The organism is Dorea sp. AM10-31, assembly GCF_003435815.1.
Lineage (GTDB): Bacteria > Bacillota > Clostridia > Lachnospirales > Lachnospiraceae > Dorea_D > Dorea_D hominis.
In genome coordinates, this window is the sequence record NZ_QTUV01000002.1 from 605,981 (window position 1) to 631,567 (window position 25,587).

The 25,587-nt window shown below is 40.3% G+C and carries 23 protein-coding genes; 3 read left to right on the forward strand and 20 right to left on the reverse strand.

Annotated elements, in window-relative coordinates; genetic code table 11:
* Positions 1 to 82 precede the first annotated feature (82 nt).
* The 11 genes from DW125_RS05985 to DW125_RS06035 all read right to left on the reverse strand — a co-directional run bounded on the left by DW125_RS05985 (position 83) and on the right by DW125_RS06035 (position 13,718).
* Positions 83 to 1,360 carry a threonine/serine ThrE exporter family protein gene (locus DW125_RS05985; protein WP_021861437.1) on the reverse strand — a complete coding sequence of 426 codons (1,278 nt, stop codon included), beginning with the start codon at positions 1,358 to 1,360 and terminating at the stop codon, positions 83 to 85.
* Positions 1,361 to 1,899: 539 nt separating this feature from the next.
* Positions 1,900 to 2,934 (reverse strand): virulence RhuM family protein, encoded by a 1,035-nt coding sequence (locus tag DW125_RS05990; protein WP_021861438.1) that lies wholly within the window; start codon positions 2,932 to 2,934, stop codon positions 1,900 to 1,902.
* Between the two features lie 63 nt (positions 2,935 to 2,997).
* On the reverse strand, positions 2,998 to 4,068 hold the full coding sequence (mcrC, locus tag DW125_RS05995; RefSeq protein WP_117537390.1) for a 5-methylcytosine-specific restriction endonuclease system specificity protein McrC: 1,071 nt from the start codon (positions 4,066 to 4,068) through the stop codon (positions 2,998 to 3,000).
* Positions 4,065 to 6,461 (reverse strand): AAA family ATPase, encoded by a 2,397-nt coding sequence (locus tag DW125_RS06000; RefSeq protein WP_117537391.1) that lies wholly within the window; start codon positions 6,459 to 6,461, stop codon positions 4,065 to 4,067. Before DW125_RS06000 ends, mcrC begins: the two co-directional genes overlap by 4 nt.
* Before the next feature lie 15 nt (positions 6,462 to 6,476).
* Positions 6,477 to 6,671 carry a hypothetical protein gene (locus DW125_RS14210; protein ID WP_021861441.1) on the reverse strand — a complete coding sequence of 65 codons (195 nt, stop codon included), beginning with the start codon at positions 6,669 to 6,671 and terminating at the stop codon, positions 6,477 to 6,479.
* Between the two features lie 278 nt (positions 6,672 to 6,949).
* Positions 6,950 to 8,323 carry a 23S rRNA (uracil(1939)-C(5))-methyltransferase RlmD gene (gene rlmD, locus DW125_RS06010; protein WP_021861442.1) on the reverse strand — a complete coding sequence of 458 codons (1,374 nt, stop codon included), beginning with the start codon at positions 8,321 to 8,323 and terminating at the stop codon, positions 6,950 to 6,952.
* 73 nt (positions 8,324 to 8,396) lie between these two features.
* Positions 8,397 to 9,326, reverse strand: a complete 930-nt coding sequence (locus tag DW125_RS06015) for an NYN domain-containing protein (RefSeq protein ID WP_021861443.1) — start codon at positions 9,324 to 9,326, stop codon at positions 8,397 to 8,399.
* A 130-nt stretch (positions 9,327 to 9,456) separates the two neighbouring features.
* Complete coding sequence (locus DW125_RS06020) at positions 9,457 to 9,699, reverse strand: hypothetical protein (RefSeq protein ID WP_021861444.1); 243 nt, start codon at positions 9,697 to 9,699, stop codon at positions 9,457 to 9,459.
* Positions 9,700 to 9,786: 87 nt separating this feature from the next.
* Positions 9,787 to 12,042: a DNA helicase PcrA gene (gene pcrA, locus DW125_RS06025; protein ID WP_021861445.1), complete on the reverse strand. Its 2,256-nt coding sequence runs from the start codon at positions 12,040 to 12,042 to the stop codon at positions 9,787 to 9,789.
* Positions 12,043 to 12,047: 5 nt separating this feature from the next.
* Entirely contained in the window at positions 12,048 to 12,437 is a 390-nt protein-coding gene (locus DW125_RS06030; RefSeq protein WP_021861446.1) for a DUF3783 domain-containing protein, read from the reverse strand.
* 3 nt (positions 12,438 to 12,440) lie between these two features.
* On the reverse strand, positions 12,441 to 13,718 hold the full coding sequence (locus tag DW125_RS06035; protein WP_117537392.1) for an L-cysteine desulfidase family protein: 1,278 nt from the start codon (positions 13,716 to 13,718) through the stop codon (positions 12,441 to 12,443).
* Between the two features lie 120 nt (positions 13,719 to 13,838).
* On the opposite strand from DW125_RS06035, the gene DW125_RS06040 reads away from it, so the two are divergent.
* Positions 13,839 to 14,450, forward strand: a complete 612-nt coding sequence (locus DW125_RS06040; RefSeq protein ID WP_021861448.1) for a DUF1836 domain-containing protein — start codon at positions 13,839 to 13,841, stop codon at positions 14,448 to 14,450.
* Positions 14,451 to 14,515: 65 nt separating this feature from the next.
* Here the strand turns inward: DW125_RS06040 and DW125_RS06045 are convergent, their stop codons facing one another.
* Positions 14,516 to 14,824, reverse strand: a complete 309-nt coding sequence (locus DW125_RS06045; RefSeq protein WP_021861449.1) for a YerC/YecD family TrpR-related protein — start codon at positions 14,822 to 14,824, stop codon at positions 14,516 to 14,518.
* 65 nt (positions 14,825 to 14,889) lie between these two features.
* Positions 14,890 to 15,615, reverse strand: a complete 726-nt coding sequence (locus tag DW125_RS06050; protein ID WP_117537393.1) for a phosphatase — start codon at positions 15,613 to 15,615, stop codon at positions 14,890 to 14,892.
* Between the two features lie 222 nt (positions 15,616 to 15,837).
* On the opposite strand from DW125_RS06050, the gene DW125_RS06055 reads away from it, so the two are divergent.
* Positions 15,838 to 16,839, forward strand: a complete 1,002-nt coding sequence (locus DW125_RS06055) for an asparaginase (protein WP_117537394.1) — start codon at positions 15,838 to 15,840, stop codon at positions 16,837 to 16,839.
* Positions 16,840 to 16,949: 110 nt separating this feature from the next.
* On the opposite strand, the gene pepI is transcribed toward DW125_RS06055, so the two are convergent.
* From pepI to DW125_RS06095, 7 genes are all read right to left on the reverse strand, one after another.
* Positions 16,950 to 17,840, reverse strand: a complete 891-nt coding sequence (gene pepI / locus DW125_RS06060; protein ID WP_021861452.1) for a proline iminopeptidase — start codon at positions 17,838 to 17,840, stop codon at positions 16,950 to 16,952.
* A 323-nt stretch (positions 17,841 to 18,163) separates the two neighbouring features.
* Positions 18,164 to 18,919, reverse strand: a complete 756-nt coding sequence (locus DW125_RS06065; RefSeq protein WP_021861453.1) for an aminoglycoside phosphotransferase family protein — start codon at positions 18,917 to 18,919, stop codon at positions 18,164 to 18,166.
* 143 nt (positions 18,920 to 19,062) lie between these two features.
* On the reverse strand, positions 19,063 to 20,745 hold the full coding sequence (locus tag DW125_RS06070) for a phospho-sugar mutase (protein WP_021861454.1): 1,683 nt from the start codon (positions 20,743 to 20,745) through the stop codon (positions 19,063 to 19,065).
* Positions 20,746 to 20,866: 121 nt separating this feature from the next.
* A complete protein-coding gene (locus DW125_RS14390) occupies positions 20,867 to 21,784 on the reverse strand; it encodes a DUF3877 family protein (RefSeq protein ID WP_021861455.1) in 918 nt (305 codons plus the stop codon).
* Between the two features lie 18 nt (positions 21,785 to 21,802).
* Positions 21,803 to 23,134, reverse strand: coding sequence for a threonine/serine ThrE exporter family protein (locus DW125_RS06085; protein ID WP_117537395.1), 1,332 nt, complete (start codon positions 23,132 to 23,134; stop codon positions 21,803 to 21,805).
* A 12-nt stretch (positions 23,135 to 23,146) separates the two neighbouring features.
* Positions 23,147 to 23,941, reverse strand: coding sequence for a DUF4866 domain-containing protein (locus DW125_RS06090; protein ID WP_021861457.1), 795 nt, complete (start codon positions 23,939 to 23,941; stop codon positions 23,147 to 23,149).
* A 172-nt stretch (positions 23,942 to 24,113) separates the two neighbouring features.
* Entirely contained in the window at positions 24,114 to 25,010 is an 897-nt protein-coding gene (locus DW125_RS06095; RefSeq protein WP_117537396.1) for a LysR family transcriptional regulator, read from the reverse strand.
* Positions 25,011 to 25,156: 146 nt separating this feature from the next.
* On the opposite strand from DW125_RS06095, the gene DW125_RS06100 reads away from it, so the two are divergent.
* Complete coding sequence (locus DW125_RS06100; protein ID WP_117537397.1) at positions 25,157 to 25,414, forward strand: HPr family phosphocarrier protein; 258 nt, start codon at positions 25,157 to 25,159, stop codon at positions 25,412 to 25,414.
* The last annotated feature ends 173 nt before the right edge of the window (positions 25,415 to 25,587 follow it).

Consider the following 25,587-nt stretch of genomic DNA (forward strand, 5'->3'; position numbering starts at 1 on the left):
AAACATTCCGTATATCTGTATTCTGTCCATGTTCATGCATTTTTTTGCATATATATACAATCATTGTATGCCAAAATCCGTCTTACCTCAATCTTTTTCGACATTTTCTGCTATCGTTTAAACCAATGTACAGACTATGGTCTGTCTGTAATTTTTTCCCGGTTTTCCTTATATTTCTCACTACAATATCTATAATCCAGAATCCAAAGGCAATCCCAATGCAGGTTTCCGCTATAACCGTCAGATGCTCAAATGCGATTGCATATTTTCCGGCAACCATCCCCGCCATCATATAGTAAAGACGTGCTCCCGGCATCAGTGGAAAAACCGAACCTGTCAGGAACAACGTTGAAGGAGATTTCATGAGTCTGGACATCATATACGCATAAGCTGCCACAAAGCAGGACGATATAATAACTGAATAGAAATTATTTCCATTGCATGCAACTGCAAGCAAATAGATTCCCCATGTAATGAATGCGCCGATTCCGGAATATACCATCTTTTTTCCGCGGATGCCAAACCAGCTTGCATATCCTATACAGCCTATTGTGCAGGATACAATCTGTATCCAGACACTTGGATTTATCACAAAATGATCTGTGCCGTTCCATTTCATCAACATCATGGCAAATGCAATTCCAAAAGCAATTCCAAATGCTCCCAGTAGTGAATTCATAATTTCCAGAAAGCCGGATATAAAATTTGCCTGCATTACGTCCCTGATTCCGTTAATCAGACCAAGCGAACTAACAAGCAGCATTACAACACCAATCATGATCCAGTCCGGATGCCCCGTAATTCCTGCCCGAAATGCCAGAACAACAAATACTTCTGACAGAAAAGAAAGTATCAGATTGTAGATCAAGAGATTTTCTTCCCGCTTCTCCAACCATTTTCCAAAGAACACGATGAACACGGACAGCACCAGCGCTATCAGCGCGTCTCCGAAATTACATCCAAAAAACACCGCAAAACTGGTACCTCCAACAATCTGCGCAAGAACGGTTATCCATGCTTTCTGTGTTGGTGCGTCCATAATTTCCCGATATCTTTTCTGCAATTCTTCATCGTCCGGTCTGTTGGTGCATATATATCTGGATAACCCGTTTAATGCATCCAACCAGTCATAATTGAATCCTGTCGTCTCGACATGACGAATCTGCGTGATCATTTCATGCTCTTTTGTTTCCACCGTGATCTGAATATTGTTCTGTATCACAAATACATCCTGCCGAAGGAAGCCATAGCTTGCACACATGCGATCAATACTGTCCTGCACCCGGTAGATTTCCGCGCCTGTACACAGCAGCGATTCGCCAATATCCATAATTCCCTGAACGATTTTATCGTAATTCACAGGTATTTCCCTTTCTATTGTTTTCAAATTCTATATATTACTTACAAGCTTTTTCCATCAGCGACAGTTATCCAAAATTTTCGAATAACTGAATCATCCTCATGTCCGGAGGTCTATTAACCGTGTTCTCTGCTCATCACCGCCACAGTCTCCACATGGTACGATACGTCCAGATTGATGTCAGTTTTCGGGAACCGATCCAGACTAATATAGCATGTACCCAAATATCTCCGTTTGTTTGCGGAAACATATCAATAAATTCTGTAGCAAAAATATCTTGATACATTCTGCTATATATATCGCAGCCTGAACCTCGTCCGTTTACGGAAAAAGTTCAACTTTTTTAATCATTTCTACTATTATAGTGATTCCAACATAAAAGTCAAATTTGACGAAGAACCGCCATCGCCTCCACCTTGTCTGTTCTTCGTATAAAAACAGGTCAACAGCTATTTTTCGTCCTAACTGATAGCCAGGTTTCCATGCACTCGACCTTATTAATTCTGAAAATGCGGCATTGAAAGGGAGAAACAATCCCGTTATTTCTTCGCATTCTCTTCCAATTCCATCATGTACTTATCAAAGTCAGACATAAACAATCTGTCCTGGATAACACGATACTTTTCAAATTCAGTCTCGGCATGAAGCTTTGCAATTTCAGCTGACACTTTCCCTGCATCCTGTAAAATACCATAATCAAACATTTCAATAAAGCTATTAAGCCGTTTTTCCCAATCCTGCATCGTGAGTGGAATATGCCGTAATGTCATATTCTCAGCAAAATCCAAGTATGCAGTAACCATACGATTCAGCTGTTTCATTTCATCCTGACTCAAATAATTCTTGGCAACCGTAACATCACTCTTCTTAATTTTGCCTTCAGGAGCATCTGCCCAAGTAGTTAATCCCATATGCTCTCTTGTATGGTCAGCTCTTTCTACAATCAGTTCAGCCGCCGTATGACCATGAACTGCGTAATGCATTTTATTCTGAACTGTTGCGTAGAATCTCCTGGTAGTTGCAGAATTCTTATCGTAATCAATGGCTGTGGCATACAGGTCAGTTATTTTCTGATAAAACTTTCTTTCGCTTGCTCGAATTTCACGAATTCGTTCTAACTGCTCATCAAAATACTTTTCTGTCAGATAAGTTCCGCGTTTGAGACGCTCGTCATCCATAACCCAGCCTTTGATGGTATAGTCCTTTGCAATTTGATTGACCCATTTACGGAACTGCACCGCACGCTCAGAATTTACCTTAAATCCTACTGCAATGATCATCTCTAAGGAATAGTGATTTGTGCTGTAGCTTTTTCCGTCGGCGGCAGTTATTCGAAATTTTCGAATAACTGAATCCTCTTGTAACTCACTGTCCTCAAAGATTTTCTTAATATGATAATTTATAGTGTTAGTGCCGACATCGTACAATGTTGCCATCATCTTCTGTGTCAGCCATATATTCTCATCCTCATAGCGCATCTCAATACTGTCCTGCTGATCGCCAACTGAGGCAACATAGGTCAGGTATTCTGCCGCGCTGGAACGGATAGTTATTTCATCTTTTTTCTTTTTCAATAGGAGGCCTCCTTTTTATTGCATCTCATTTCACAATTGAAAATCACACCAAATTTAATAACTTTAATATGCCTTTGTTAATCCAGAAAAATGTGACTCCACAATTCTATCCATTTGACTAGCAATCTCAGCAAACGGTAAATTCAAATCAAGCGTCTTAACACTTATCTGACTACCATGCATCTGATACACATTGTCCGGTTGGATTTCTTCTTCCGTCTTCGCGTAAAGAAGCATACCTGAAACTGTATTCTCTTTTTCTCCAAATTGATAGCTACGGTTTTTCACATAGGTAAAAATCTGATATAAATTATTTGAATGAAGAGTATGTTTATCATACTGTACCTGTGTTGTGTGACTGTAGTATTTTGCATCAATTATGAGTACCGTATTTCCATGCTGCAAGTGAATATCACTTTGCATAACTGGAAGCATAGTCCCAACACCATCATCTAGCGACCACGGAATCTGTGATGCACTGACAGATAATGCTGGATAATGTATGCTGTAATACTCCAGAATGAATTTTTCATACAGTCCGCACATGCGCTGCTCATCTACAAAGGACGCCAATCTATAGTCACCTGCATCTGTTGTAATAAGCATTCCTTCGATAATCAACTGACAGATACTAACCAGCATTCTATAAGTTTGATTATTACGTTGAAAACGAATGGACGACCATTTTATCCCCGTAGGCTCTATAACATCCACATTGGAGAAGTACAGCATTTTTTTCTTCAAGTCATCCTTATATTTTTCCTGCACTTTTCCGTTTCGCAGAAGAAGCATCACTGTCGTTTTCAGGATTTGGTTTAATGTGTTGTTTTCTGACAGCTCATCAAAATCACAGGTAAGCACTCTTTCATGTGCCAGCTTGTTTTTTATTGTTCCTGGCATGTTTATTTTACCACGCATAACAGGCAGCTCTTCCTGACGACTTATGTATTCTCTGTAGAGTCCCTGCTTCAGCTGCACCCCTATGCCTTTTGCTAGGATTGCAGCCAGCAGATTATACATTTCATCAAAAGACTCCACTGCAACATCATCGTATGTCTCTTGATTCAGCGTCTGAAAGGCATAAGAAAGCATGTGATAAATATTATTGATTAGAATGCTTTTATCCTTTGTCATTGAAATACACCGTGCAAAATATTCTCCCAACGCTGCAGTTTATCGGTATCATCAAACCAATACTCAGCTAACATTGGCAATACATCAAAATCAACCACATCTTGCATCCTCTCATCAGTACATTCATCTGCATTGCAGAAATAACTATGGCCAATGCAGAATCCTTTACCTAACGACTTATCTTTTGCAATTTCTCTATTCAGTTCCTTAATGCGGTCAATCAGAGTATTGAATGTGTCATTTGCGAATCCTTCCTGATACTTAATAAAACCTTCCGAATCAAATCCTGGCTCCATATCAAAGAAGCTAAAACGACGACGAAGTGCGTAATCAATCATAGCCAGACTTCTATCAGCAGTATTCATCATGCCAATGATATGTAGACGCTTTGGGACAGAGAAGCTTAGTCCATTGTAGGCTAATGTTGCTTTCGTATCTCTATAATCTGCCTCAATTAACATGAGTAACTCACCAAAGATCTTACTCATATTTCCACGGTTGATCTCATCAATGATAAAGAAATAATCTTTATCAGGATGGTTTGCAGCCCTTTGGCAAAATCTATAGAAAATACCATATTTCAATTCAAATCCATCTTCAACCGGCTTATACCCCATCATGAAATCTTCATAGGAATAATTCTGATGGAATTGCACAAACTCTATGCGATCATCATCCTTCTCACCCATAATCGAATATGCAAGTCTCTTTGCCGCAAATGTCTTTCCAACACCTGGAGCACCTTGAAGAATAATATTTTTCTTCTTTTTCAAAACTGCAACTAAGCGATCATACTTTGCTTCAGTCATATATACATCATTTAAGAACTTTTCTTTGTCATATTTTTCAATACTATCTGCTGCAGGTGGTGCTGGATTTTCATCACGAATCATGTCATAAATGAAATCATATTCACCCCTTGTCAGCTTGAACAGACTCCCCTGCGGATTACCAAAGTACTCCATCTTTTCAAGTTCTGGACAAGCTTTCAGAGTTGCATAATCAATTGGAGAAGACAGCCCTTCTATTTTTTCAAAATAAATTGATTTTCCATCTTGTTCTGCACTAATTTTGAGAATTGCAACGACCTGCTTTACCGGTGTGGACTCATAGCCGATTATCATATCGCCAGCCTTTGCATCTAAGAAATTCTGAAAAATACGACGCTTATTACCATTATCATTATATAATGTATAATCTTGTACTTCTCCAACGGGCATGCTGGACATGCTCCACATTTTAGGATTTGCATTCAAGAACCAGTATCGCTGTCCGTCTTCTCCTTCAGGAAGCTGTGCATAAAGATGCACACTCGTTAAATCAACCTGTTCAAGTGCTTCTGATAACTCATCACGAAGTTTCCAAACATAGGAGCCCTCCTCATCTTTGTTGGCATTTTTTCCAACATAAAGCACTGGCCAAAAACGAGCATTCTCTTCATCTCTTGCCATAACTGGGCATCCCGTTTTGGTAACAACTCTTCTAGCAAGTGAAACAGAGCCACTATTATAGAAGTTCTTTGTCTCTCCATATTTCACAGCAAGCTGAGTGCATGTTGCCTTGCCGCCGTAGTCTTTCATTCTTTTCATGATTTCCAGACTACTTTCATTGAACACTTCCGAATCACCCAGAAGGCCAACCCAATCTTCAACAGTTAACGCCGGAGTATAATCTGTCGGCCACCACTCATCCACTTTAGGACCTGGTTCCTCCTTGTTCCAATAGCGAGAAATAAAGAAGCACACATCTATTGTAAGAGTTCGTAATTCAGGATCAGCATAACATGTAGATGTCAGCTGAGAATTAAGCAGATTTTTAAGTTCATCATCCTGCTGAAGTTCACCACAAATCTCATCATAAAATGCCACAAAGTTCCTGATGTTATCAGCATAGGCCCCCTTTTTGAATCGATAATCACTTTCCAGCTCCGATGAGACAGTTTTTACTTCACTCAATTTATAAATGTAGTATTTATCCGGATAACGAAGCCATAAATATGTCATTATCGCATTTTCATACTGGTAATGCTGAGCTGTTCCATTGCCATACCTCTCTAATAACATATTAGATTTATTTTTGAAGCTGGCTACTCTCTCATATAAATCCTTACTCTCATCATATAATTCAATATACATTGAGCGCACTTCTTCTGGCGCAATCTCTGCAAACTTGGTAATCATTCTTGCTGGGAAGTTATTTACCGACGCCAGCAAATTAGCCGTCTGAGCAAGTGACTTTGTTAGCATCTGTGCAAAATCATCTGAATTGACATCCCAATTCAACTGAAAGCATTGCACAGCCTCCCATTTATATTTTTCATTAGGCCACTGTTGTTGCACAAAGCGTTTTTTGTACTCTACCAGCACTTCTTTTAGTCGAAATTTATCGAACACTGTCTTTCACCGCCTTTATACTGATTCTCTAAGACTTGTATAAATCTCATCAGAAAAAATTCCCATCACCTGATGTTTCATTTCATCATTTGACAACAACATTGAAAAGAAATCTTGATTCTTTGCTAAAGCATCTCGGAATTCTGACCAAGTTTTTCTTATTGTCTTTTCACTTTTTTTAATTTCACTAAAATCAAATATTTGACCCATGAAAGTTTCTCCTTCACTAACATCTATTCCACTGCCAAGTCTGCCCCTTAGTATCGAGTGGCCTAAACTGCGGTCGTCTCTGACAACAATCCCAGTGCCACAACCTATGACATCTAATCCGCAGCCTAAACCCTACTGCATTTTTTCGGTCATCCACTTTTTCTCCGGTCAGACTAAAAAGTAGATATGTTTCCATATAAGAAAACCGAGCTTTCCGCAAGGCTTCTATGATAATACTAACCTCACAAAAAGCCCGGAAATACGCCACTTTTCAGCCTTTATTTATCTTTTCTCGACAGCAAACAGACCGTTTCCACGTGGTACGTATTCGGAAATAAATCTACGCAGGAGATCTTCTCCACCTTATATCCTCTACCCTGGATCATCTCCAGATCTCTGGCAAGGCTGGTCGGTTTACAGGCAATATATACAAGACGATCCACGCCGAAATTCAGGATCTTCATCAGTGCTTTTGGATTCACGCCGTCACGCGGTGGATCAAGCATAATAAGATCCGGCACTTCGCCCAGTTCATCAATCACTTTCAGCACATCACCTGCCCAGAATGTGCAGTTATCAAGGCCATTAAGCGCAGCATTTTCCTTCGCCGCTTCAACCGCTTCTTCCACAATCTCCACACCGACAACTTTTTTTGCTACCGGTGCAAGGATCTGCGCAATCGTTCCGGTTCCGCTATACAAGTCAAAGATAACCTTCTCATTGATATCTCCAATGTACTCTCTCGCTGTCTCATACAGCACTTCCGCTCCCAGCGAATTTGTCTGGAAGAACGAAAATGGAGTAATCTTGAATTTCAGCCCTAACAGTTCTTCATAGAAATAATCCTGTCCATAGAGCACTTCCGTTCCTTCATCTTTTACTACATCAGCAACACTGTCATTTTTTGTATGCAGGATACCTGCCATTTTACCATCGAGTTCCAATTCCAGAAGCTTTTTCACCCATGTATCCAGAAATGCCTGTGCATCTGTTTCCGTTGTCGTTACAAGATCTACTAAAATCTCTTCTGTTTTCACAGCTTTTCTTACAAGCAGATGGCGAAAATATCCGGTATGTCTCATGCGGTGATAATATAGAAGTCCCGACTCCCTTGCTGCCTCTAATGTACAGTCAAGAATCTTTCGGTAATCTTCGTCCACAATCTGGCAGTCTGTCACATTGACAATATCATGAAAACTGCCTCTTTTATGCATACCAAGTGCGATTGGTCCATCTTTATACTCATCTCCAAAAGAGAACTCCATCTTATTACGATATGCCTGTTTTACCGGGCTTGGTTTTACTCCCTCCCAGACATACTTGCCATTCACAGCTTCATCCATCATTTTCTTAATCTGTGACTCTTTCATTGCCAGTTGTTCTTCATATGGCAGATTCTGATATGTGCAACCACCACACTGTCCAAAATGTGGACAAACAGACGGAATCTCTTTCTCTGATGGCTTCAGCACTTCCAGCAGTCTTCCTTCTGCTTTCCCTTTGCGGATCTTATTTACTGAAAATCTGATCTTCTGTCCCGGCACTGTATTTTTCACGATCACGGTACGATCTTCTTCCGGCAGAAATACTTTTCCTTTATTTGGAAAATCTACCTCTTTTACGATTCCTTCCCAGACCTGTCCCTTTTTCATGTTTTCTATTCCTTCCTGTTTAAATAATACTTTTTTTGATTCATTCTATCTTCTTGATTTTCATCCCACAGGATTACTTCTGTTCTTTATATTTTGCGATCAGTATTGTTCCTGCTTTTTCTACCCTTATCTGGTCTACACTCTTCACATACTGATTAAACTGTGCGTATCCATAGTCATTGATCTTAAAATCTTTGTATTTCTCATAAATACGGTTGCCCAGTGTGCTCAACTCAATTCCCTTCTCTCCGGCATTCTTCACCAGATTCTGTACATACCGGTCAACAACCGTTTTCTTTCCATGATTTTCTTTCAGAGAAACTGCAACGAACTTACCTTTTTTTACAAGCTCCAGTTTCGGAAATTCTTCCAGAAATTTGGAAAGCATGTTGTATCCATAGCTTCGCACATCAAAATCCGGATGCAGGCTTACAAGGCGGCTTCCGACTTCGCCAAGTCCTGTCTGCTTATTGTTATCATCATTTTCCAGTATCATCTTCACAATGTCTTCTTCAATCTTCTCTTTGCTCAAACCTTCCCGTGGTGTCTCTGTTCTTCCCGGTTCCTGTTCATTTAACAGGTTTTCTAAAATAGTAAATTTATCACACGCCTTGCGAAACGGCTCCGGCGTTTTATTTTCACCCATACCGATCACATTCTTCCCACTTTCACGAAGTCTGCTTACCAGTCTTGTAAAATCACTGTCACTAGACACAATGCAGAATCCATCTACATCATTCGTGTACAAAATATCCATTGCATCAATGATCATTGCAGAGTCCGTTGCATTTTTCCCCTGTGTGTAACTGAACTGCTGGATCGGTGTGATGGAATTTTTCAAAAGTTCATCTTTCCAGCTTGAATGCTGTGTACTTGTCCAGTCTCCATAAATTCTCTTATAAGTAATATTGCCGTAACGCGCAAGCTCTGTCAAAATCGGTTTGATATATTTTGCAGATACGTTGTCCGCATCAATGAGTAATGCATAGCATTGTCCGTCCATATCTTAAGATCTCCTTATCCCGAAATTCGTTCTTATCTTTTCCCTGCTATAACGAAAAAACTTTTTCTCTCACTATAGCAAGAAAAAAAGCAGGCAAAAAACCTGCTTTTCTTTTACTTTTTTGTAAGACTTATACCTGATCTTCGTCATTGAAGAAATCATCATCGAAATCATCCTCAAAATCATCTTCAAAGTCTTCCAGATAATCTGGCGTAAAGAAGCAGTATACTGCATAGGCGATTCCTGCTACTGCTGCAATTGCACCTACGATTGCCAGTGCCCATAATACGTTCTTACACTGCTTATCTTCTTCCTTTTTATTCACCAGCTCGCTTAATTTGGTTGCTGCAATAAGTTCATCTACTCTACTCATGCTCCCACATCCTTTCTCGTGATCTCACGCGATTCAGTTATTGGTCTTATTATAACACTATCGTTTTCAGATTACTATCTTTTTATGTTAAATTTTCCGAAGTTTTGCAAACATTGCAAACATTTTTTTCGTACCTGCGCTGTCAAAATCAACTGTCACTTCGTAGTCTCTTCCGCCTTTCACAAGTGCCGTCACAGTTCCTTCCCCGAACTTGACATGCTGAACGCGATCGCCCACATCATAACCCGGTCCGTCTCCCTTTGGTGTGCCAAATTCTTTTGCAGGTTTCGCTGTGGAAAATGGATTCGATGCCGCAAATGGTTTTGTGTGAAATGCCTGTTTTGCCTGCATATAAGCACTTGCTTTCGCTAGTTCTTCCACTGGCGCTTCTTTCTTGAAAATACCGCCTGTACTTAAAAGTTCCATCGGAATCTCTTTTAAGAAACGGGATATTTTATTATACTGTGTCTCTCCGCGGATCATCCGTCTTCTTGCACAGGTTAATGTCAGTTCCTCCTCCGCTCTTGTAATTCCGACATAACAGAGTCTTCTCTCTTCTTCCAGTTCTTCCGGACTGTCTGCCGTAATTGTCATATAGCTTGGAAATATTCCATCTTCCAGTCCTGCTAGATATACGTGTGAAAATTCCAGACCTTTCGCGCTGTGAAGTGTCATGAGCACAACATAGTCAGTGTCTTCATCCAGACTGTCAATATCCGCAACCAGCGCAACCTCTTCCAGAAATCCATTCAACGTAGCCGGTTCGTTATTTTCTTCGCATGTTTCTTCATATGTCGCGATCTTGCTTCTAAGCTCGTCAATATTCTCAATTCGCGCTTCTGCTTCTTCCGGCCCCTCTGCCATAAGACTGTCAATATAACCTGTAACATCCAGAATCTCCTGCATCAGATCGGACAGCGTCATATCTTTTGCATCCACTTTGAAATGTTCAATCAGTGCAACAAAGGATTCTAATTTTGAAAGTCCTCTTCCAATATTCGGGATTGCATCTGCAGAAAGAAGTGCATCATAAAATCCGATATCATATGCTGCCGCATAATCCTGCACACGGTTAATGCTCGTGAGACCGATTCCACGTTTTGGCACATTGATCACACGACGGACAGCAAGATCATCTTTGCCATTGTCAATTGTCTTCAGATAGCACAGCAGATCTTTGATCTCACGTCTTGCATAGAAGTTGATTCCTCCGACGATCTTATATGGAATATTCGCTGTGACAAATTTCTCTTCAAATATACGCGACTGTGCATTCGTCCGGTATAAAATAGCATTATCATTATAAGTGCCATTTCCTCTATCTACCTGTTCTCGGATATCATCTACGATAAATTCTGCTTCATCATATGCGGTATCAAACTGACGGAAACGGATCTTATCGCCTTCGTCATTATCTGTCCACAATGTTTTGGCTTTTCTTCCCACATTGTTGCTGATCACAGCGTTCGCCGCATTCAGGATATTCTGTGTAGAACGATAATTCTGCTCCAGTTTGATCACTTTCGCATCTTCAAATACTTTTTCAAAGTTCAGAATATTTTTAATGTTCGCGCCACGGAACTTATAAATGGACTGGTCATCGTCTCCTACTACACAGAGATTTCTGTACTTTGCAGCAAGCAACCGGATCAGTTCAAACTGTACAGTATTCGTATCCTGATACTCATCTACCATCATATAACGGAAACGTTCTTGATAATATTCCAGAACATCTTTCTGCGTCTGGAAAAGCTGTACTGTCTTAAAAAGCAGATCGTCAAAATCCAACGCATTATTTGCGCGGAGCTGTTTCTCATATTCTTCGTAAACATCTGCAATTTTCCGCTGTGCAAAATCTCCACCCGCATTCAGCCGGAACTCTTCCGGTGTGATCAGTTCATTCTTCGCCTGGGAAACTGCACTCATAAGTGCACGCTCTCTGAAACGTTTTGTATCAATCTCCAGTAGCTTGCAGACATCTTTCATCAACGTCTTCTGATCATCTGTATCATAAATCGTAAAATTTGTATCATATCCCAGCAGTTCAATATGACGTCTGAGAATCCGCACACACATCGAATGAAAGGTACTTACCCAGATGCTTTCTGAACCGAATCCAACCAGCTGGTCAACTCTGTCCCGCATCTCACCTGCTGCCTTATTCGTAAATGTGATTGCCAGGATATTCCACGGATTTACGCCCTGTTCTTCGATCAGATATGCAATCCGATGAGTCAGCACTCTTGTTTTCCCGGAACCCGCACCGGCAAGAATAAGAAGTGGACCTTCCGTTTGAAATACGGCTTCTCTCTGTGGTTCATTTAATGTATCGTAAATACTCAAAGTTCTTAATTTCCTTTCTTGTCAGACATTGCTTTATGTTCTTTCAAAATCTCATCATGCAGTGAAACCGAATCCCATTCCTGATTAGAAGGTGTGAGAACTGCTTTTAACGGAACCTGCACTTTTTCTTTGCGCATCATAAATAGTGCTTTGTCGAGGGACGCTTCCGATGCCGGACATAAGATAAGCATCTCGTCTGTAAATGGCTCTTCGCCGTCCGTTTCTTCGCTCTTTGTCTCCGCATCTGTTTTGCCCTCTGCCAGTTCTCCTACCGGAATATGATATTCTTCCGGCAGAATATGACGCACTTTAAACCCGAGATAGCTGAAAATCATTCCGAGTTTTCTTCCTTTTTTCGTTCCTTTTAAATTGTAGCACAGTACCGTCTGTCTCATTACCTATTCTCCGATCATCATCTTAATAATCTCTTCATTCGTCTCACGCATACCTTCTTTACCGAGACGACCGATATTCTGGATCGTTGCCTCCACACCTTTTGTTACAATTCCGTCACCGGCGTAGAACTGCTGTCCATTCAGGTACATGTTATAGCCAAGAATTCCTGCATCTACAGATGCCGCAATCTTCGCTGCACAGGAAGCTTTCGCTCCATCACAGACCATACCGGATACGATTGCCAGTGCATTCACAACTGTATGAATAACTTCTTCATAGCCGCCACCGCACAGGTATGCAATTCCAGCCCCTGCTGCCGCACCTGCACTGACTGCTCCACAATATGCGGAAAGTCTTCCAATTCCGGTCTTCTGATGGATCGCTGTCAGATTTGATAACGCAAGTGCACGGTATTTCTTCTCTTCTGTCACATTCAGCTCTTTTGCATATTCGAGAACCGGTAACGAACATGTCATTCCCTGATTACCACTTCCAGCGTTAATAATAACCGGCAACTCACATCCGTTCATACGTGCATCCGATCCTGCTGCCGCTCTCGCCTTCGCTCTTGTACGGACATCATCTTCGTACGCACTTAAGAGAACACTTCCGATATTTGCTCCGTAGTCCCCGCGCAGACCTTCATCTGCAATCGCTGTATTATACTCAATCTGACGACCGATTACTTCTTTAATATCGACAACATCTACCGTATTAATAAAATTCCAGATAGACTTCATGTCCAGAAGGCTTCTGTCCGTCAGCCCTTCTTCGTTCTCTCCTTCTACCGGAATGTCAAATACCACTTCACCATCTTTTTCAATATGTACAATGTTCGTATGATAATTTGCGATTCTTACCTTCGCATAGGAATCTTCTTTATACAACGTCAGCACAATATCAAATGTAATCCCCTGATCGATATGTTCAACTGTAATCGGCGTCTCTTTTAAAAATGTGATCATCTGCTCAATCTCATCCGGTGTCACTTCTGCGATAACTTCCAGCTCTTTCTCTGCCTTTCCGGCAATGATTCCTGCTGTCACTGCCGCCGGAATTCCTTTCAGATGATTCGTATTCGGAACAATGACACTTTTTACATTTTTTATAATACTTCCGCTGGCTTCTACCAGTACTTTATCCGGTACACATCCCAGTACTTCTCTTGCCTTTGCTCCTGCATAAGCAAGTGCGATCGGTTCCGTACACCCCATTGCCGGCACCAGTTCTTCTTTTAATATCTGTATGTATGCCTGATATTTTTCATCTGTTTTCTTCATGATAACCTCCCTGCTTTGCGCAAATTCCCCAATATTTTTTACCCAAATAGTATAGCATAAAAATATTTCTATTGCCATCTAGTTTTGAATACTATATAATGGTTACATTGAGGTGATAATATGACAATTGATACAAATGATCTGCTGAACAGTATTTTATCCAGCATCTCCAGAATAGACTATATCAAGCCGGAAGACATCCCGAATATTGACCTGTATATGGATCAGGTCACTACCTTTATGGAAGAGAGTCTCCGCTCGACCAAGCGCTATACGGATGATAAGATCCTGACCAAGACTATGATCAATAATTACGCGAAGAACAATCTCCTCCCGCCTCCGGTGAAGAAGAAGTATTCACGCGAACATGTTCTTGTTATGATCTTTATTTATTATTTTAAAAACATTTTATCTATCAAGGATATTGAAACGATTCTTGCTCCTCTGACGGAACAGTATTTTTCAGACACAAAAGGACTCTCTATTACAGACATTTACAGTGATATCTGCGAACTTGAGAAATCACGCATTTGGAATATGCAGAAGGATGTTACACATTCTTATAATGCAGCGATGGAGATGTTTCAGGATATTCCAGATAAAGAACAGCGTAATCTTCAGATTTTCGCTTTCATCTGCAATCTGAGTTTTGATGTATACGTCAAGAAGCAGATCATTGAAAAACTGATCGACGAACTTCCAAAACCGGAAGAGCGCAAAAAAAAGAAGTAAGAACTTCACTTACTTCTTTTTTTCTATTCTTATTAAATTCTTTGTTATTCTATCGTATAAACGCTTTATTCTCCACTCTGCTCTTCATTCTTAGCAATTCGCTCAAATACCATATCGTATCCGTCATTCCCATAATTCAAAGAACGGTTCACACGACTGATCGTGGCTGTGGAAGCTCCTGTTTTCTCTGCAATCTCCAGATATGTCTTCTGCTCTCTCAGCATCTTCGCAACTTCAAATCTCTGCGACAGGGATAACAACTCGTTGATCGTACAGATATCCTCAAAAAATGTATAACACTCTTCTTTATTCTCCAGACTCAGCACAGCTTCAAACAGATAATCCACTGCTTCCGTCCTTATTTTTTTACTCATAGCAATTATCTCCTTTGTAACAGTATTCATTACCGTTACATTTTAACACACTAAATTCGTAAAGTCTATAGCTTTTTATTACGTTTTAATGCTTCTTTCAATTTTACGATCGATGTATTCACGATCAGCTCTTCCGGAAAGTCCACTTCTCTTAATATGGGTTCCGACCATGTACAGTCTGCAATGAAAGCATCTACATGTGCATCTGAACCAAGCACGATCTTTGCTCCAAGCTCTTTACAGCATCTCAGCATCTCTATGGCGTTCTCTTTTGTATTCTGTCGGAAACCGCCAGGACGTAATGATGAATTATTAAGTTCCAGCAATGTTCCTGTCTCTTTTGCCTTTTTCACAATCGTCGGATAATCTACCGGAAATCTTCCGTCATCCGGATGTCCGATGATATCAATCCACGGATTCTCCATTGCATTTAAGTAAGCTTCTGTAACCGGCTCTTTTTTCCACTCATCTTCAAAACACAGCGTGTGGATACTTGCAATAGCAATATCCAGTTTCCGAAGCACGGATTTTGGCAAATCTACACTGCCTGCCGCATCCAGAATATTTAACTCTGATCCAAGAAGCACATCGATTCCGTACATCTTACGCGGAACAACACCAAGATTTTCAAAATAATATAAATTCGTACTTCCGGGCATTTTTGGTGCATGTTCTGTAAGCGCCAGTCCTTTCAGTCCTTTTTCTGCTGCCATCTGTACCATTTCCCGCATTGTATTATAAGCATGTCCACTGACAAGCGTATGCGCATGTGTATCTATTTCGATTGTCATAATCTCTCCTCTTTTCTGTATTTTTCCACTTCTTGATTTAATTATACCCGATACGGCTTTCTTTTTCCAGATTTCTATTGACATCTTACGTTTTCACAGATATCTTATTTTATGGGCATTCTGTTTTGCATTGCAAATATGCTACATAATTCTGTAGTTATTCGCTGCAAATACTCAATGTGCCACAACATATTCTATACAATTAAGTAAGAGGTTTTTAATATGAAGAAAATACTTATGATTGCCACCGGCGGAACTATTGCATCCGCAGAAGGCGGAGACGGATTAACACCGGCTATGACAGGTGAAGAGCTTGCAGCCAGCGTACCGGGCATCAAAGACAAATGTGATCTGACCGTACTGCAGCTTATGAATATCGACAGTACAAATATGCGTCCATATCTCTGGGGACTGATGCGTGACGCTATCACAGAACATTATAACGATTATGACGGTTTTGTTATTCTGCATGGTACAGACACGATGGCTTATACAGCCGCTGCACTGTCTTACCTGATCCAGAATTCTGCAAAACCGATCGTTCTTACCGGCTCACAAAAACCAATGGGCAACCCATATACGGATGCCAAGATCAATATTTACCAGAGTATTCTCTATGCACTGGACGATAACTCCTGTGATGTTTCTATTGTATTTAATGGAAAAGTAGTTGCCGGAACCCGCGCAAGAAAACAGCGAACAAGAAGTTTTGACGCTTTTGAAAGTATGAACTTTCCACTTCTTGCCGTGATCCATGATGACCGGATCATCCGTCACTACATTGCACCAACAACCGCTCAGGCAAATATGGTATCTTACCAGAGGCTGAACGACCGTGTCTTTGTTCTGAAGCTGACGCCAGAAGTAAAGGCAGATATTTTTGAACTGTTGCGCGGACATTACGATGCGATCATTCTGGAAACATTCGGTATCGGAGGTATTCCGGAATACGATGATTCTTTTGAGAAAGCTATCTTCGGTTGGGTAGATTCCGGAAAGACTCTCGCTGTCACGACACAGGTTCCGGAAGAAGGCTGTGATCTGGAAGTTTATCAAGTTGGTAAGAAATACAGCGAACACCCTGGCATCCTCCAGGCTGCGGATATGACAACCGAGGCACTTGTTGCCAAATTGATGTGGATTCTTGGACAGACAAACAATCCGAAAGAAATCCACCGCTTATTCTATCAGACTATCAATCACGACCGCCAGGAAGAGTTGTAATAATAAAGAAGAAACGGTGTTTCACAAATGATCATTCATCTATGAAACGCCGTTTCTTTTTATCTTACGCAAAAAATCTTATTTCTGCATATTTCCAAATATTAAAAATCTTATTTGTCGTATTCGTTCATCCATTTTAACAGCTCAACACAGTAATCATCATGTCTGTCTACGAATGTAGTATGACGCGCTCTCTCCCAGAGGATCCATTTAGAGTTTGGAATCTCATCCGCCATAGTCTTTGCTACTAATGGTGAACACAGATCAGAAATACCACTCATGATCAATGATGGAACTTTGATCTCGTGAAGTCTGTCAATGTACTCAAAATCTTTTAATGTACCGGATGGAACGAACTCGTTCGGTCCCCATCCATACAGGTAAGCTTCTCCACCGGATTTCTTTTCTCTTGTACAGCATTCCGGAAGATCTTCTCTCCAGTAGTTGCAGTATCTGTCCATATAATTGTCAACTGCTTTCAGGTAAGCTTCTCCTGTAAAGTCATTGCGTTCCAGAGCATCATTGATTGCTGCCTGATCTTCCTCAGACATCATCTTAATTCTTCTCATTCCTTCTCTTGCCCAGAGGCTGCTGCTTGGGTGTCCGGAAGAAATAATAAAGGATTTTACGCCTTTTGCTCCACGCTCGATTGCATATGCGATCTGCATCATACCGCCCCATGACTGTCCAATGATGTGGCATTCTTTCAGTCCAAGATGCTCTCTTAATGCGTCCAGCTCATCCAGCCAGAGATCCTGTGTCCACATCTCCGGATGTCCGTCCAGATAAGATTTTCCGCATCCTAACTGGTCATACATAATGATCATACGATCGTCATCATCTGCAACATTATCCAGAACTTCAAAATAGTTATGAGTAGATCCCGGTCCACCATGCAGACAGATCAGCGGAGCTTTTCCGTTGTCTTTCTGTTCTCCGACAATTCTGTAATAGGTCTGATAACCTTTAAAAGGCATATATCCTTCTGTAATTTTTGCCATTTTCTTTTCCTCCTCTTTGACAAAAAAAATTTGCAACACGCATACTGCGGCGTTGTATTGTAACTACAAATCTCTGTCATTGTATTCTTCGATTTGAGCGGCCAATACCATGTTATTATTATAACATAATTTCATATACTTTAACAGTAACCAAATATTAAATTTATGAAATTTTATTAAAATATCTATCAAATTATCCTTGCCTCTCCCCGTCACTTACAGTCATCCTTTATAATTCAAAATGGGCAGGAAAAATCCTACCCATTTTTCGTTGACGTAGCATCCACAGGAATCTGCCAATGGCAGATTCTTTAAGTATTCTCTTATTGATAATCCATAACATCGATCCACTTCATCAGGAAATCTTTCTCCAGTTCATTCTCTTTTACAAGCTGCGAAGCGGCCACAATCGGGAGCCACTGCTGTACATACTGGATTGCTGTGTCTGATTTTTTACAGAAAATTTTCAGATAGAGATCTGCCACTTCCTGATCCTTAAGCGCAAATAGCAAATACGTCATTGCTGCATCTGCACTGGCATTTCCCTGTGTTGCATGTGCCCAGTCCACGACTGTCATTTTTCCATTCTTTCCGACAATAATATTGCTCGGATTGAAATCTCCGTGACAAAGCTTACTGTGATGTGGCATACTTTCCAGCCTCGTTAGAAGTTCGTATCTCTGGCTTGCATCCAGTTCTGTAATACTGTTGATCTGTCTTGCAAGCTTCTCTCTCAGATCTGGAAGCATCGGTGCTTTCTTAGACTGTATCTGTAATTGCAGGTCAACAAAGTCGGACATGTACTTGTCAATATTCGCCGGGTCCACATGCATCATCTCTTCTAATGTCTTACCATCTTTGTATTCCAGAAAAATCGCCCATTTTCCGTCAATATTTTCTATTTTCTGAAGCTTTGGAATCTCAAGACCGGTTGCTTCAACTCTGGCTGTTTCCATTGCTTCATTGAAAATGTCAACTTTTGGATGGTTCTCATCAAATAATTTAACGATACTGCCTTCACAGCGATACACTTTCTTATACGGACGTTCCACGATCAGTTTACATAAATCCATATTCATAAAATAAGCCTCCTTTTCTATATTTCCGAACTTTACTTGTTAAACACATTATATACCCGTAATACAGAAAAAGGAAGCTTTTTTGATATTTTTTTAACTTATTTTTTGTGCTTTATTTTATTGTTAATTTTTCTACAATCTTACTATTTCATAATTGGCTTTAATGCTTCTGCAAGTTTTTCTTTCTGACTTTCGGCTTCTGCAAGATCTTTGCCAAGTGTTGTATAATAAATCTTAATCTTCGGCTCTGTTCCTGACGGACGAACGATTACTGTTGCGCCGCCTTCCAGCTTGTAAATCAGTACATTTGCAGCCGGCAGACCTGTCTCTTCCGGCTTCTGATAATCAGTTACAGATACAACTTTATGTCCTGCAACTTCTGTCAGCGGATTCTCGCGAAGTCCCTGCATAATACCTGCCATCTTATCCATACCACTCAGTCCCGGAAACTCAAAGCTGTCAATCTTATTCAGATAACGACCATACTCCGCATAAATCTCTTCCATTCTCTGCTTTAGGGAACTTCCGATACTTCTGTAATAAGCTGCCATCTCACAGATTAACATAGAACCAATCACCGCATCTTTATCTCTTACATACGGTCCGGCAAGATATCCATAACTCTCTTCAAATCCAAAGATGAAGCGATCTACTTCTCCTGCTTCTTCTAACTGTGCAATCTGATCTCCGATCCACTTAAATCCAGTCAGTACATTGCGAAGCTCGACACCATAATGTGCTGCAACTGCATCTGCAAGTGGTGTAGACACGATAGATTTTACAGCGACCGGATTCTCTGGCATTGTGCCTTTCTCCATACGTCCTGCGCAGATATAATCTAACAGAAGAACTCCTACTTCATTACCGCTTACCAGCTCATAAGAACCATCCGGGCACTTCATTGCAATACCAACACGGTCCGCATCCGGATCGGTTGCAAGCATCAGATCTGCACCTGTCTCTTTTGCAAGATTCAGTCCCAGTTCCAACGCCTCAAAAATCTCCGGGTTAGGATAACTGCAAGTTGTAAAATAGCCATTTGGATATTCCTGCTCCGGTACAATTGTAATATCCGTAATGCCAATATCTTTTAATACACGTGTAACAGGTACCAGTCCGGAACCATTTAACGGGCTGTATACCAGTTTCAATCCTGCGCTCTTGCATAAGCCCGGACGAACCTGACGTGACTCGATTGCTTCATATAATGCATTCTTGCAGTCATCCCCTACAAACTGGATCAGACCTTTTTCTACACCTTCTGCAAAAGATATGTATTTTGCTCCTGTAAGCACATCTGTCTTCTGGATCTCTGCATATACAATTGCTGCCGCATCATCTGTCATCTGGCATCCATCCGGTCCATAAGCCTTGTATCCATTATATTTTGCCGGGTTGTGGGATGCTGTAACCATAACACCTGCATTGCAGTTATAATAACGTGTTGCAAATGATAATGCCGGTACAGGCATCAGTGCGTCATAAATGCGAACCTTAATTCCATTCGCTGCCAGAACTCCTGCTGCTGTCTTGGCAAATACATCACTCTTCAGACGACTGTCATAACTGATTGCTACTGTCTGTGTTCCACCCTGTGTCTTTACCCAGTTTGCAAGTCCCTGCGTTGCCTGACGTACAACATAAATGTTCATACGATTCGTTCCGGCTCCGAGTACACCTCGAAGTCCGGCTGTTCCAAACTTCAGTGCTACTGCAAAACGCTCCTTGATCTCTTCTTCATTTCCCGCAATTTTCGTTAATTCCGGGTTCAGATCTGCATCTTCCAGATCTGCCTCCAGCCAACGTTTATACTCTTCCTGATACATTTTGATCACTCCTATTACTTCATGTATTTCCATTTGTAAATGATACTTTTAATATAGCATATTTTCAGGCATGCCGCAATTTTGTTCTTGCTTCCTTGGCAGAATTCTCAAGATTAAAATCTTAAAAGTCAAAATCTTTATAATCTTCCGGCAAAAAACGATGATAAACCATATGACAGCCTTCATCTTTGAAGCAGTAATAATAGTCATCAGGTACCCCGTCCGCAAAACGGAGAAGATAATCAAACTCTCCATTTGACATAGTTTCAAAAATCACCTGATCTGAATGTGCTTCAAACAACTTCTTAAGATCCTCAATTGTACAGTCACACTGCTGTACCTGTCTGATCAGTTCTTTTATGAACTCGTTATCTTTCATCTGTTCTTTTGCATAGACACTTCCTTCTTCCGGAATGTGAATACAAAACCGGTCTTTCTTATGCGTCACCTGTACATTTCCCAGTTTGTCTGTAAATTCTTCCGGAAATGCCTGCAGTCGCTCCTGCATCTCTTCTGCCGTATCTTCTGCATGAAAGAAATGCTGCAATGTAGCGAGTGGATAATACAGTCTTACTGCTTCTTTACGAAATCCCAGTTTTGCCTGTTCTTCCTTCATAATATCCACAAGATTTCTCTCCATCTTTGCAAACCCTTCTTTTTGCCTTTTTTCTGCATGTTCCAAAGACTCTCCAATCTCGATCAGATGCCCGTCCGGATCATAAATACGGATCACTTGCTGTCCTCCGCTTTCTTCTTTTAGAGGATTCACATAAGTAATATTCCAGTCTGATTCCTCCAGTTTTCCTGCAAATTTTGTTAATTCATTCTCTTCAAAGTATAATTCTGCATTATTTCCTGCATTTTTGACTTTTTTTCCTGTTAATTTCTCCCAGATTTCTCGGTCCTGCAGGACTAATCCTTCTGTCAGTATCATATTTCCGTCAAAAGCTGTAATCACATGTAACCCGAACAGTTCTTCATAAAAGCGTCTGGAACGCTCAACATCTTCTACCACCAATAATATGTTTTTTAAACGCATATTTTCCTCTCCTGTTATCTATGTACAATAACGGAATGATCTGTCTGTCAGTATCCTTGCAAATATCAGACCCAGCGGCAACGCCATAACAATGAGCATAGCTGATGCAAACCAGGATGCGGATACCGAAAGCGACATCATTCCCAAATTATAGAAGCCTCGATATAAGTATAACCCAGGAACCATAATAACAATAGATGGGACTGTCACTGAAATTCTCGGATATCCAGCTCTGTTTTTTATTAAAGATGCTAATATTCCAGCCGTAAGCGCTCCAATAAATGCCGCTACTGCCGGCGGCATACCGGTAAGATCAACAAATTCAAGTCGAAGTGTATTGGCAACTGCTCCGATTCCTGCAGCTACAGCTGCAAGTCCCGGTGGACTGTTGAACATAATGGAAAATCCAAACACACCACAAAAGCTGGCAAGAAGCCGGAATATCACCTGCTCTTCTGATGTTAAACAAATTTTTGGAAAATCTACCGGCTGTAAATGTAGAATTAATGCCATGATCCAGGCAGCCATTGTTGCGACAAGAATAACCAATATAGCATACGCAAAACGTTCCATGCCCGAACGCATATCCAGTTTTGCAAGGTCAATGCCACTCGTAATAAATGGAAACCCCGGAATAATAAAGAGCATGGCACATATATAACCAGCTTCATGTTGAACGGATATTCCCCACAAAATTTCTGCCAGTTTTAAAAATCCCGCATAAGTAAAACAAGCTAATGATACACTGGATACAATACACAAAAACAAAGTAAAATGGTGTTTTGTCAATTTGCACCGCACATAATTTCCAACACCTGCGCCAATAAATGCACAGAGCATTTCAATCGGACCTCCGCCAAGCAGAAATGTGAATCCACCACACGCAAGCGCTGCAGCCATTCCCAGTGCCACAGGTGAATATAATCCATGAATTTTCTCTATTTCATCCAGAAGCTGATGTAACTGTTCTCCGGATATATGCTTTCCTTCCTTTTCAAAATTCCGGATAAATTTTTCCAGACGGTTTAATTTTGATGTATTTACTCCTGTATTAGTCAGACAAAGAGCTTGTGTATAACCATCTTCTCCATCAAAACAGGTGTATTCGATCGACATCAGTCCAATATCCGCGGTACATGTGATCCCCATCACTTCTGCAAGTGTATTCATGGAACTTCTCACTCTCCATGCTCCGGTTCCACAGGACAAGAGCATAATACCCACTCTGCCGATAATAGAAGCTTTCTCAGTAAGGCTTGCTTCTGTAACAGGTCTGTTCTCTCCTCCTGCATCTGTATACTCATGCCAAAGAATATCCATATGATTTTTTCGTAATTGATCTCGCTGCATCCTCATCACTTCCTAATCATTCAGATCCAGACTTTCCTGTCCTGCTTTTTCCATCATCTTTTCCCGGCATGCCAGCACGATACCATCCACTTCCTGCAAGTGATGCAGCATCTTCTTCTCAAATTCGCGAATCGGCAGGAGCACCCCGATCTCATCAAACTCTTTTTGCTTTTTAATTCCTGTTTCCTGTCCGTAATATACAATTGCGCGCGGTGCTGCTTTCTGAATCTGCATAAATGTTTCCCATACAACTGCATACGCTTCAGCCTCTGTCAATCCCATCTTACATGTATCCGGTAAAGCATACAGAATCAATATGCCTCTGCTTTTGTTTTCTTTTTTCTCAACAATTTTTGTTCCTTTTTCATAAGACCGTACAAGATCATATCCATCTGCCAGATATACTTTTGATCTCGGTGCACATTGATGTATCTCGTATGTTTCTTTGAATTTCGTATATTCTCTTGCCGAGACCTTTTTTTCCTGTAACAGATTGCCATCTACATCTGTTAAAAGCACCGGATTTGCACCCGCTTTTCCGTGAAATTTTTTAGGGATCAAATATGCTTCCCGTAATAAGTCAAACATACTTCTTCCACAAAGTTCCAATAAAAGTGCCGTAACATCACCATTTTTATATGCATGAAACAGTACCTCTGCGAAATGTCCTGCTGAATCTCCGGATATATTTTCTTCTTCCAGATGTTCCTGAAATACGTCTTTTAATCTTCCACATGCTTCTTTTGATTCAAATATTTTAGAAAAAATTGCTTCTACAGCTTCTTCTCTCGGTAATACAGTTTGCATATTATCGCCTCCATAACAAAAATAGCCTTCTATACTTTATTAAGTATAGAAAGCTGTTTTTTCAAAGTCAAATAAATAACCTATGTTTTATTTACATGTCACCTATGTTCTATATATATAATCACATTTCTGCATCATACACCTGCCATTTCCAATGCTAAAAATACATTTTCTACAACAATAAATGTTTAAAAGCTTCCTCTGCAATTCCCGGTGGGAAATTTATATTTTCCACCAGACAAATTTCTCTCTCAGGAATCTTTTCATATAATGATATCATCTGCAATTTTCCAGATTCTATTGCTGGTTTTACATATAATTCCGGTAAAAAGCCAATTCCCAGCCCACACGAAATCAGTGGCAATATCTGATCCATCGTCTCTACTTCTGTGTTCGGTGTAAATATCAGATTCTGTTCCATAAACCATTCTGAATAAAATTTGTATGATGTGCTGTCTTTCTCCAGACTGACTATGGGATGTGAAGCAATTTCTTTTAAATGAACCTGAGAATCTCTTTCTTTCCCTAGTATATCCAGACAAAACGCAGGACTTGCAACTGCAATCTCACGAAATTTCATCAGTGGCATTACTTTTAAAGGCTTCTGCGCCTTCAATGGAGTCGTTACAATTGCCAGGTCCGCCTGTCCCTCTTTTACCGCGCGTATTGCTCTTGGTGTACTATGATTCAACAAATGGAGCTGAATATTGGGATATGATTTATGAAACTTTGTAAGTACCGGAAGAAGCCGTAAATGTAATGCAATCTCGCTTGCACTGATCGTAACGCTCCCACTTTCCATACTACGTTTTCCTGCCAGCTCTACTTCCGCTGCATGAAGCTGCTGATAAGCAATCCTGACATGTTGATATAATAATTCACCTTCCTGTGTCAATGTTACACCACGGTTAGATCGTACAAACAACCGACAGCCAAGCTGATTTTCCAGATTGTTCATAAAATGCGTAATATTGGGCTGGTTGCTTCCTAATACTTTTGCCGCCTTTGAAAAACTCTTATAGGTTGTCACATAATAAAAAATCCGGTAATAATCGTATGTAATGTCCATTTTTCTCTCCATCTATATCACATCTATACCATATCTATATTTTATTTATATATCAGGTATGCCGAATATACATTTTACATTTCTTGTCATCTATTATATACTTGCAAAAGGAAAAAGAAAATCTATTTTTACAGAGGTGGCCTGCTATGATAAAAAATAATATAAAATTCACAACAACAAGTCAATTTATTATCTTTCATAATATTTGCAGTAAGGTTTCATCTGATGTACAAATACGCGATATTTCCAACCACAACAAACCCGTTGATGGGAAAAAGCTTTCTGAACTTGCAAATATCCAACTGGGTCTTCCAGCATTACTGATGATTCATGGTAATGACGAAGTTCAGGTTCTCTCATCTCTTCAAAAGTATGGAATCTGTCATAAAAAAGAGAAGAAATAATTTCCTCATTCTTAGTCACTCTCATACGACTGTCCGAAAAAGATAGTCGTCTTTTTATTTATCTATATTAAAATACCTGAATAAAAGATTAATAGTTTTTATTTCTTATAACAAAAAAGCGACTGGCTTTATACCAATCACTTCTGTAAGTTATATACCTTCAAAACTGCATA

Coding starts and splice junctions, on each gene's coding strand:
- DW125_RS06100 (WP_117537397.1), top strand. CDS start 25,157: ATGATAAAAAATAATATAAAATTCACAACAACAAGTCAATTTATTATC.
- DW125_RS06070 (WP_021861454.1), bottom strand. CDS start 20,745: ATGTATCAGGAAGAGTATAAACGTTGGCTGGAGGCAGATCTGGAAGAT.
- mcrC (WP_117537390.1), bottom strand. CDS start 4,068: ATGACAAAGGATAAAAGCATTCTAATCAATAATATTTATCACATGCTT.
- DW125_RS06015 (WP_021861443.1), bottom strand. CDS start 9,326: ATGGACGGACAATGCTATGCATTACTCATTGATGCGGACAACGTATCT.
- DW125_RS14390 (WP_021861455.1), bottom strand. CDS start 21,784: ATGCGTTTAAAAAACATATTATTGGTGGTAGAAGATGTTGAGCGTTCC.
- DW125_RS06065 (WP_021861453.1), bottom strand. CDS start 18,919: ATGAATATGGATTTATGTAAACTGATCGTGGAACGTCCGTATAAGAAA.
- DW125_RS06055 (WP_117537394.1), top strand. CDS start 15,838: ATGAAGAAAATACTTATGATTGCCACCGGCGGAACTATTGCATCCGCA.
- DW125_RS06095 (WP_117537396.1), bottom strand. CDS start 25,010: ATGGACATTACATACGATTATTACCGGATTTTTTATTATGTGACAACC.
- DW125_RS06045 (WP_021861449.1), bottom strand. CDS start 14,824: ATGAGTAAAAAAATAAGGACGGAAGCAGTGGATTATCTGTTTGAAGCT.
- DW125_RS06085 (WP_117537395.1), bottom strand. CDS start 23,134: ATGCAGCGAGATCAATTACGAAAAAATCATATGGATATTCTTTGGCAT.
- DW125_RS06050 (WP_117537393.1), bottom strand. CDS start 15,615: ATGACAATCGAAATAGATACACATGCGCATACGCTTGTCAGTGGACAT.
- DW125_RS06030 (WP_021861446.1), bottom strand. CDS start 12,437: ATGAGACAGACGGTACTGTGCTACAATTTAAAAGGAACGAAAAAAGGA.
- rlmD (WP_021861442.1), bottom strand. CDS start 8,323: ATGAAAAAGGGACAGGTCTGGGAAGGAATCGTAAAAGAGGTAGATTTT.
- DW125_RS06090 (WP_021861457.1), bottom strand. CDS start 23,941: ATGCAAACTGTATTACCGAGAGAAGAAGCTGTAGAAGCAATTTTTTCT.
- DW125_RS06040 (WP_021861448.1), top strand. CDS start 13,839: ATGACAATTGATACAAATGATCTGCTGAACAGTATTTTATCCAGCATC.
- DW125_RS06035 (WP_117537392.1), bottom strand. CDS start 13,718: ATGAAGAAAACAGATGAAAAATATCAGGCATACATACAGATATTAAAA.
- pepI (WP_021861452.1), bottom strand. CDS start 17,840: ATGGCAAAAATTACAGAAGGATATATGCCTTTTAAAGGTTATCAGACC.
- DW125_RS14210 (WP_021861441.1), bottom strand. CDS start 6,671: ATGGGTCAAATATTTGATTTTAGTGAAATTAAAAAAAGTGAAAAGACA.
- DW125_RS06020 (WP_021861444.1), bottom strand. CDS start 9,699: ATGAGTAGAGTAGATGAACTTATTGCAGCAACCAAATTAAGCGAGCTG.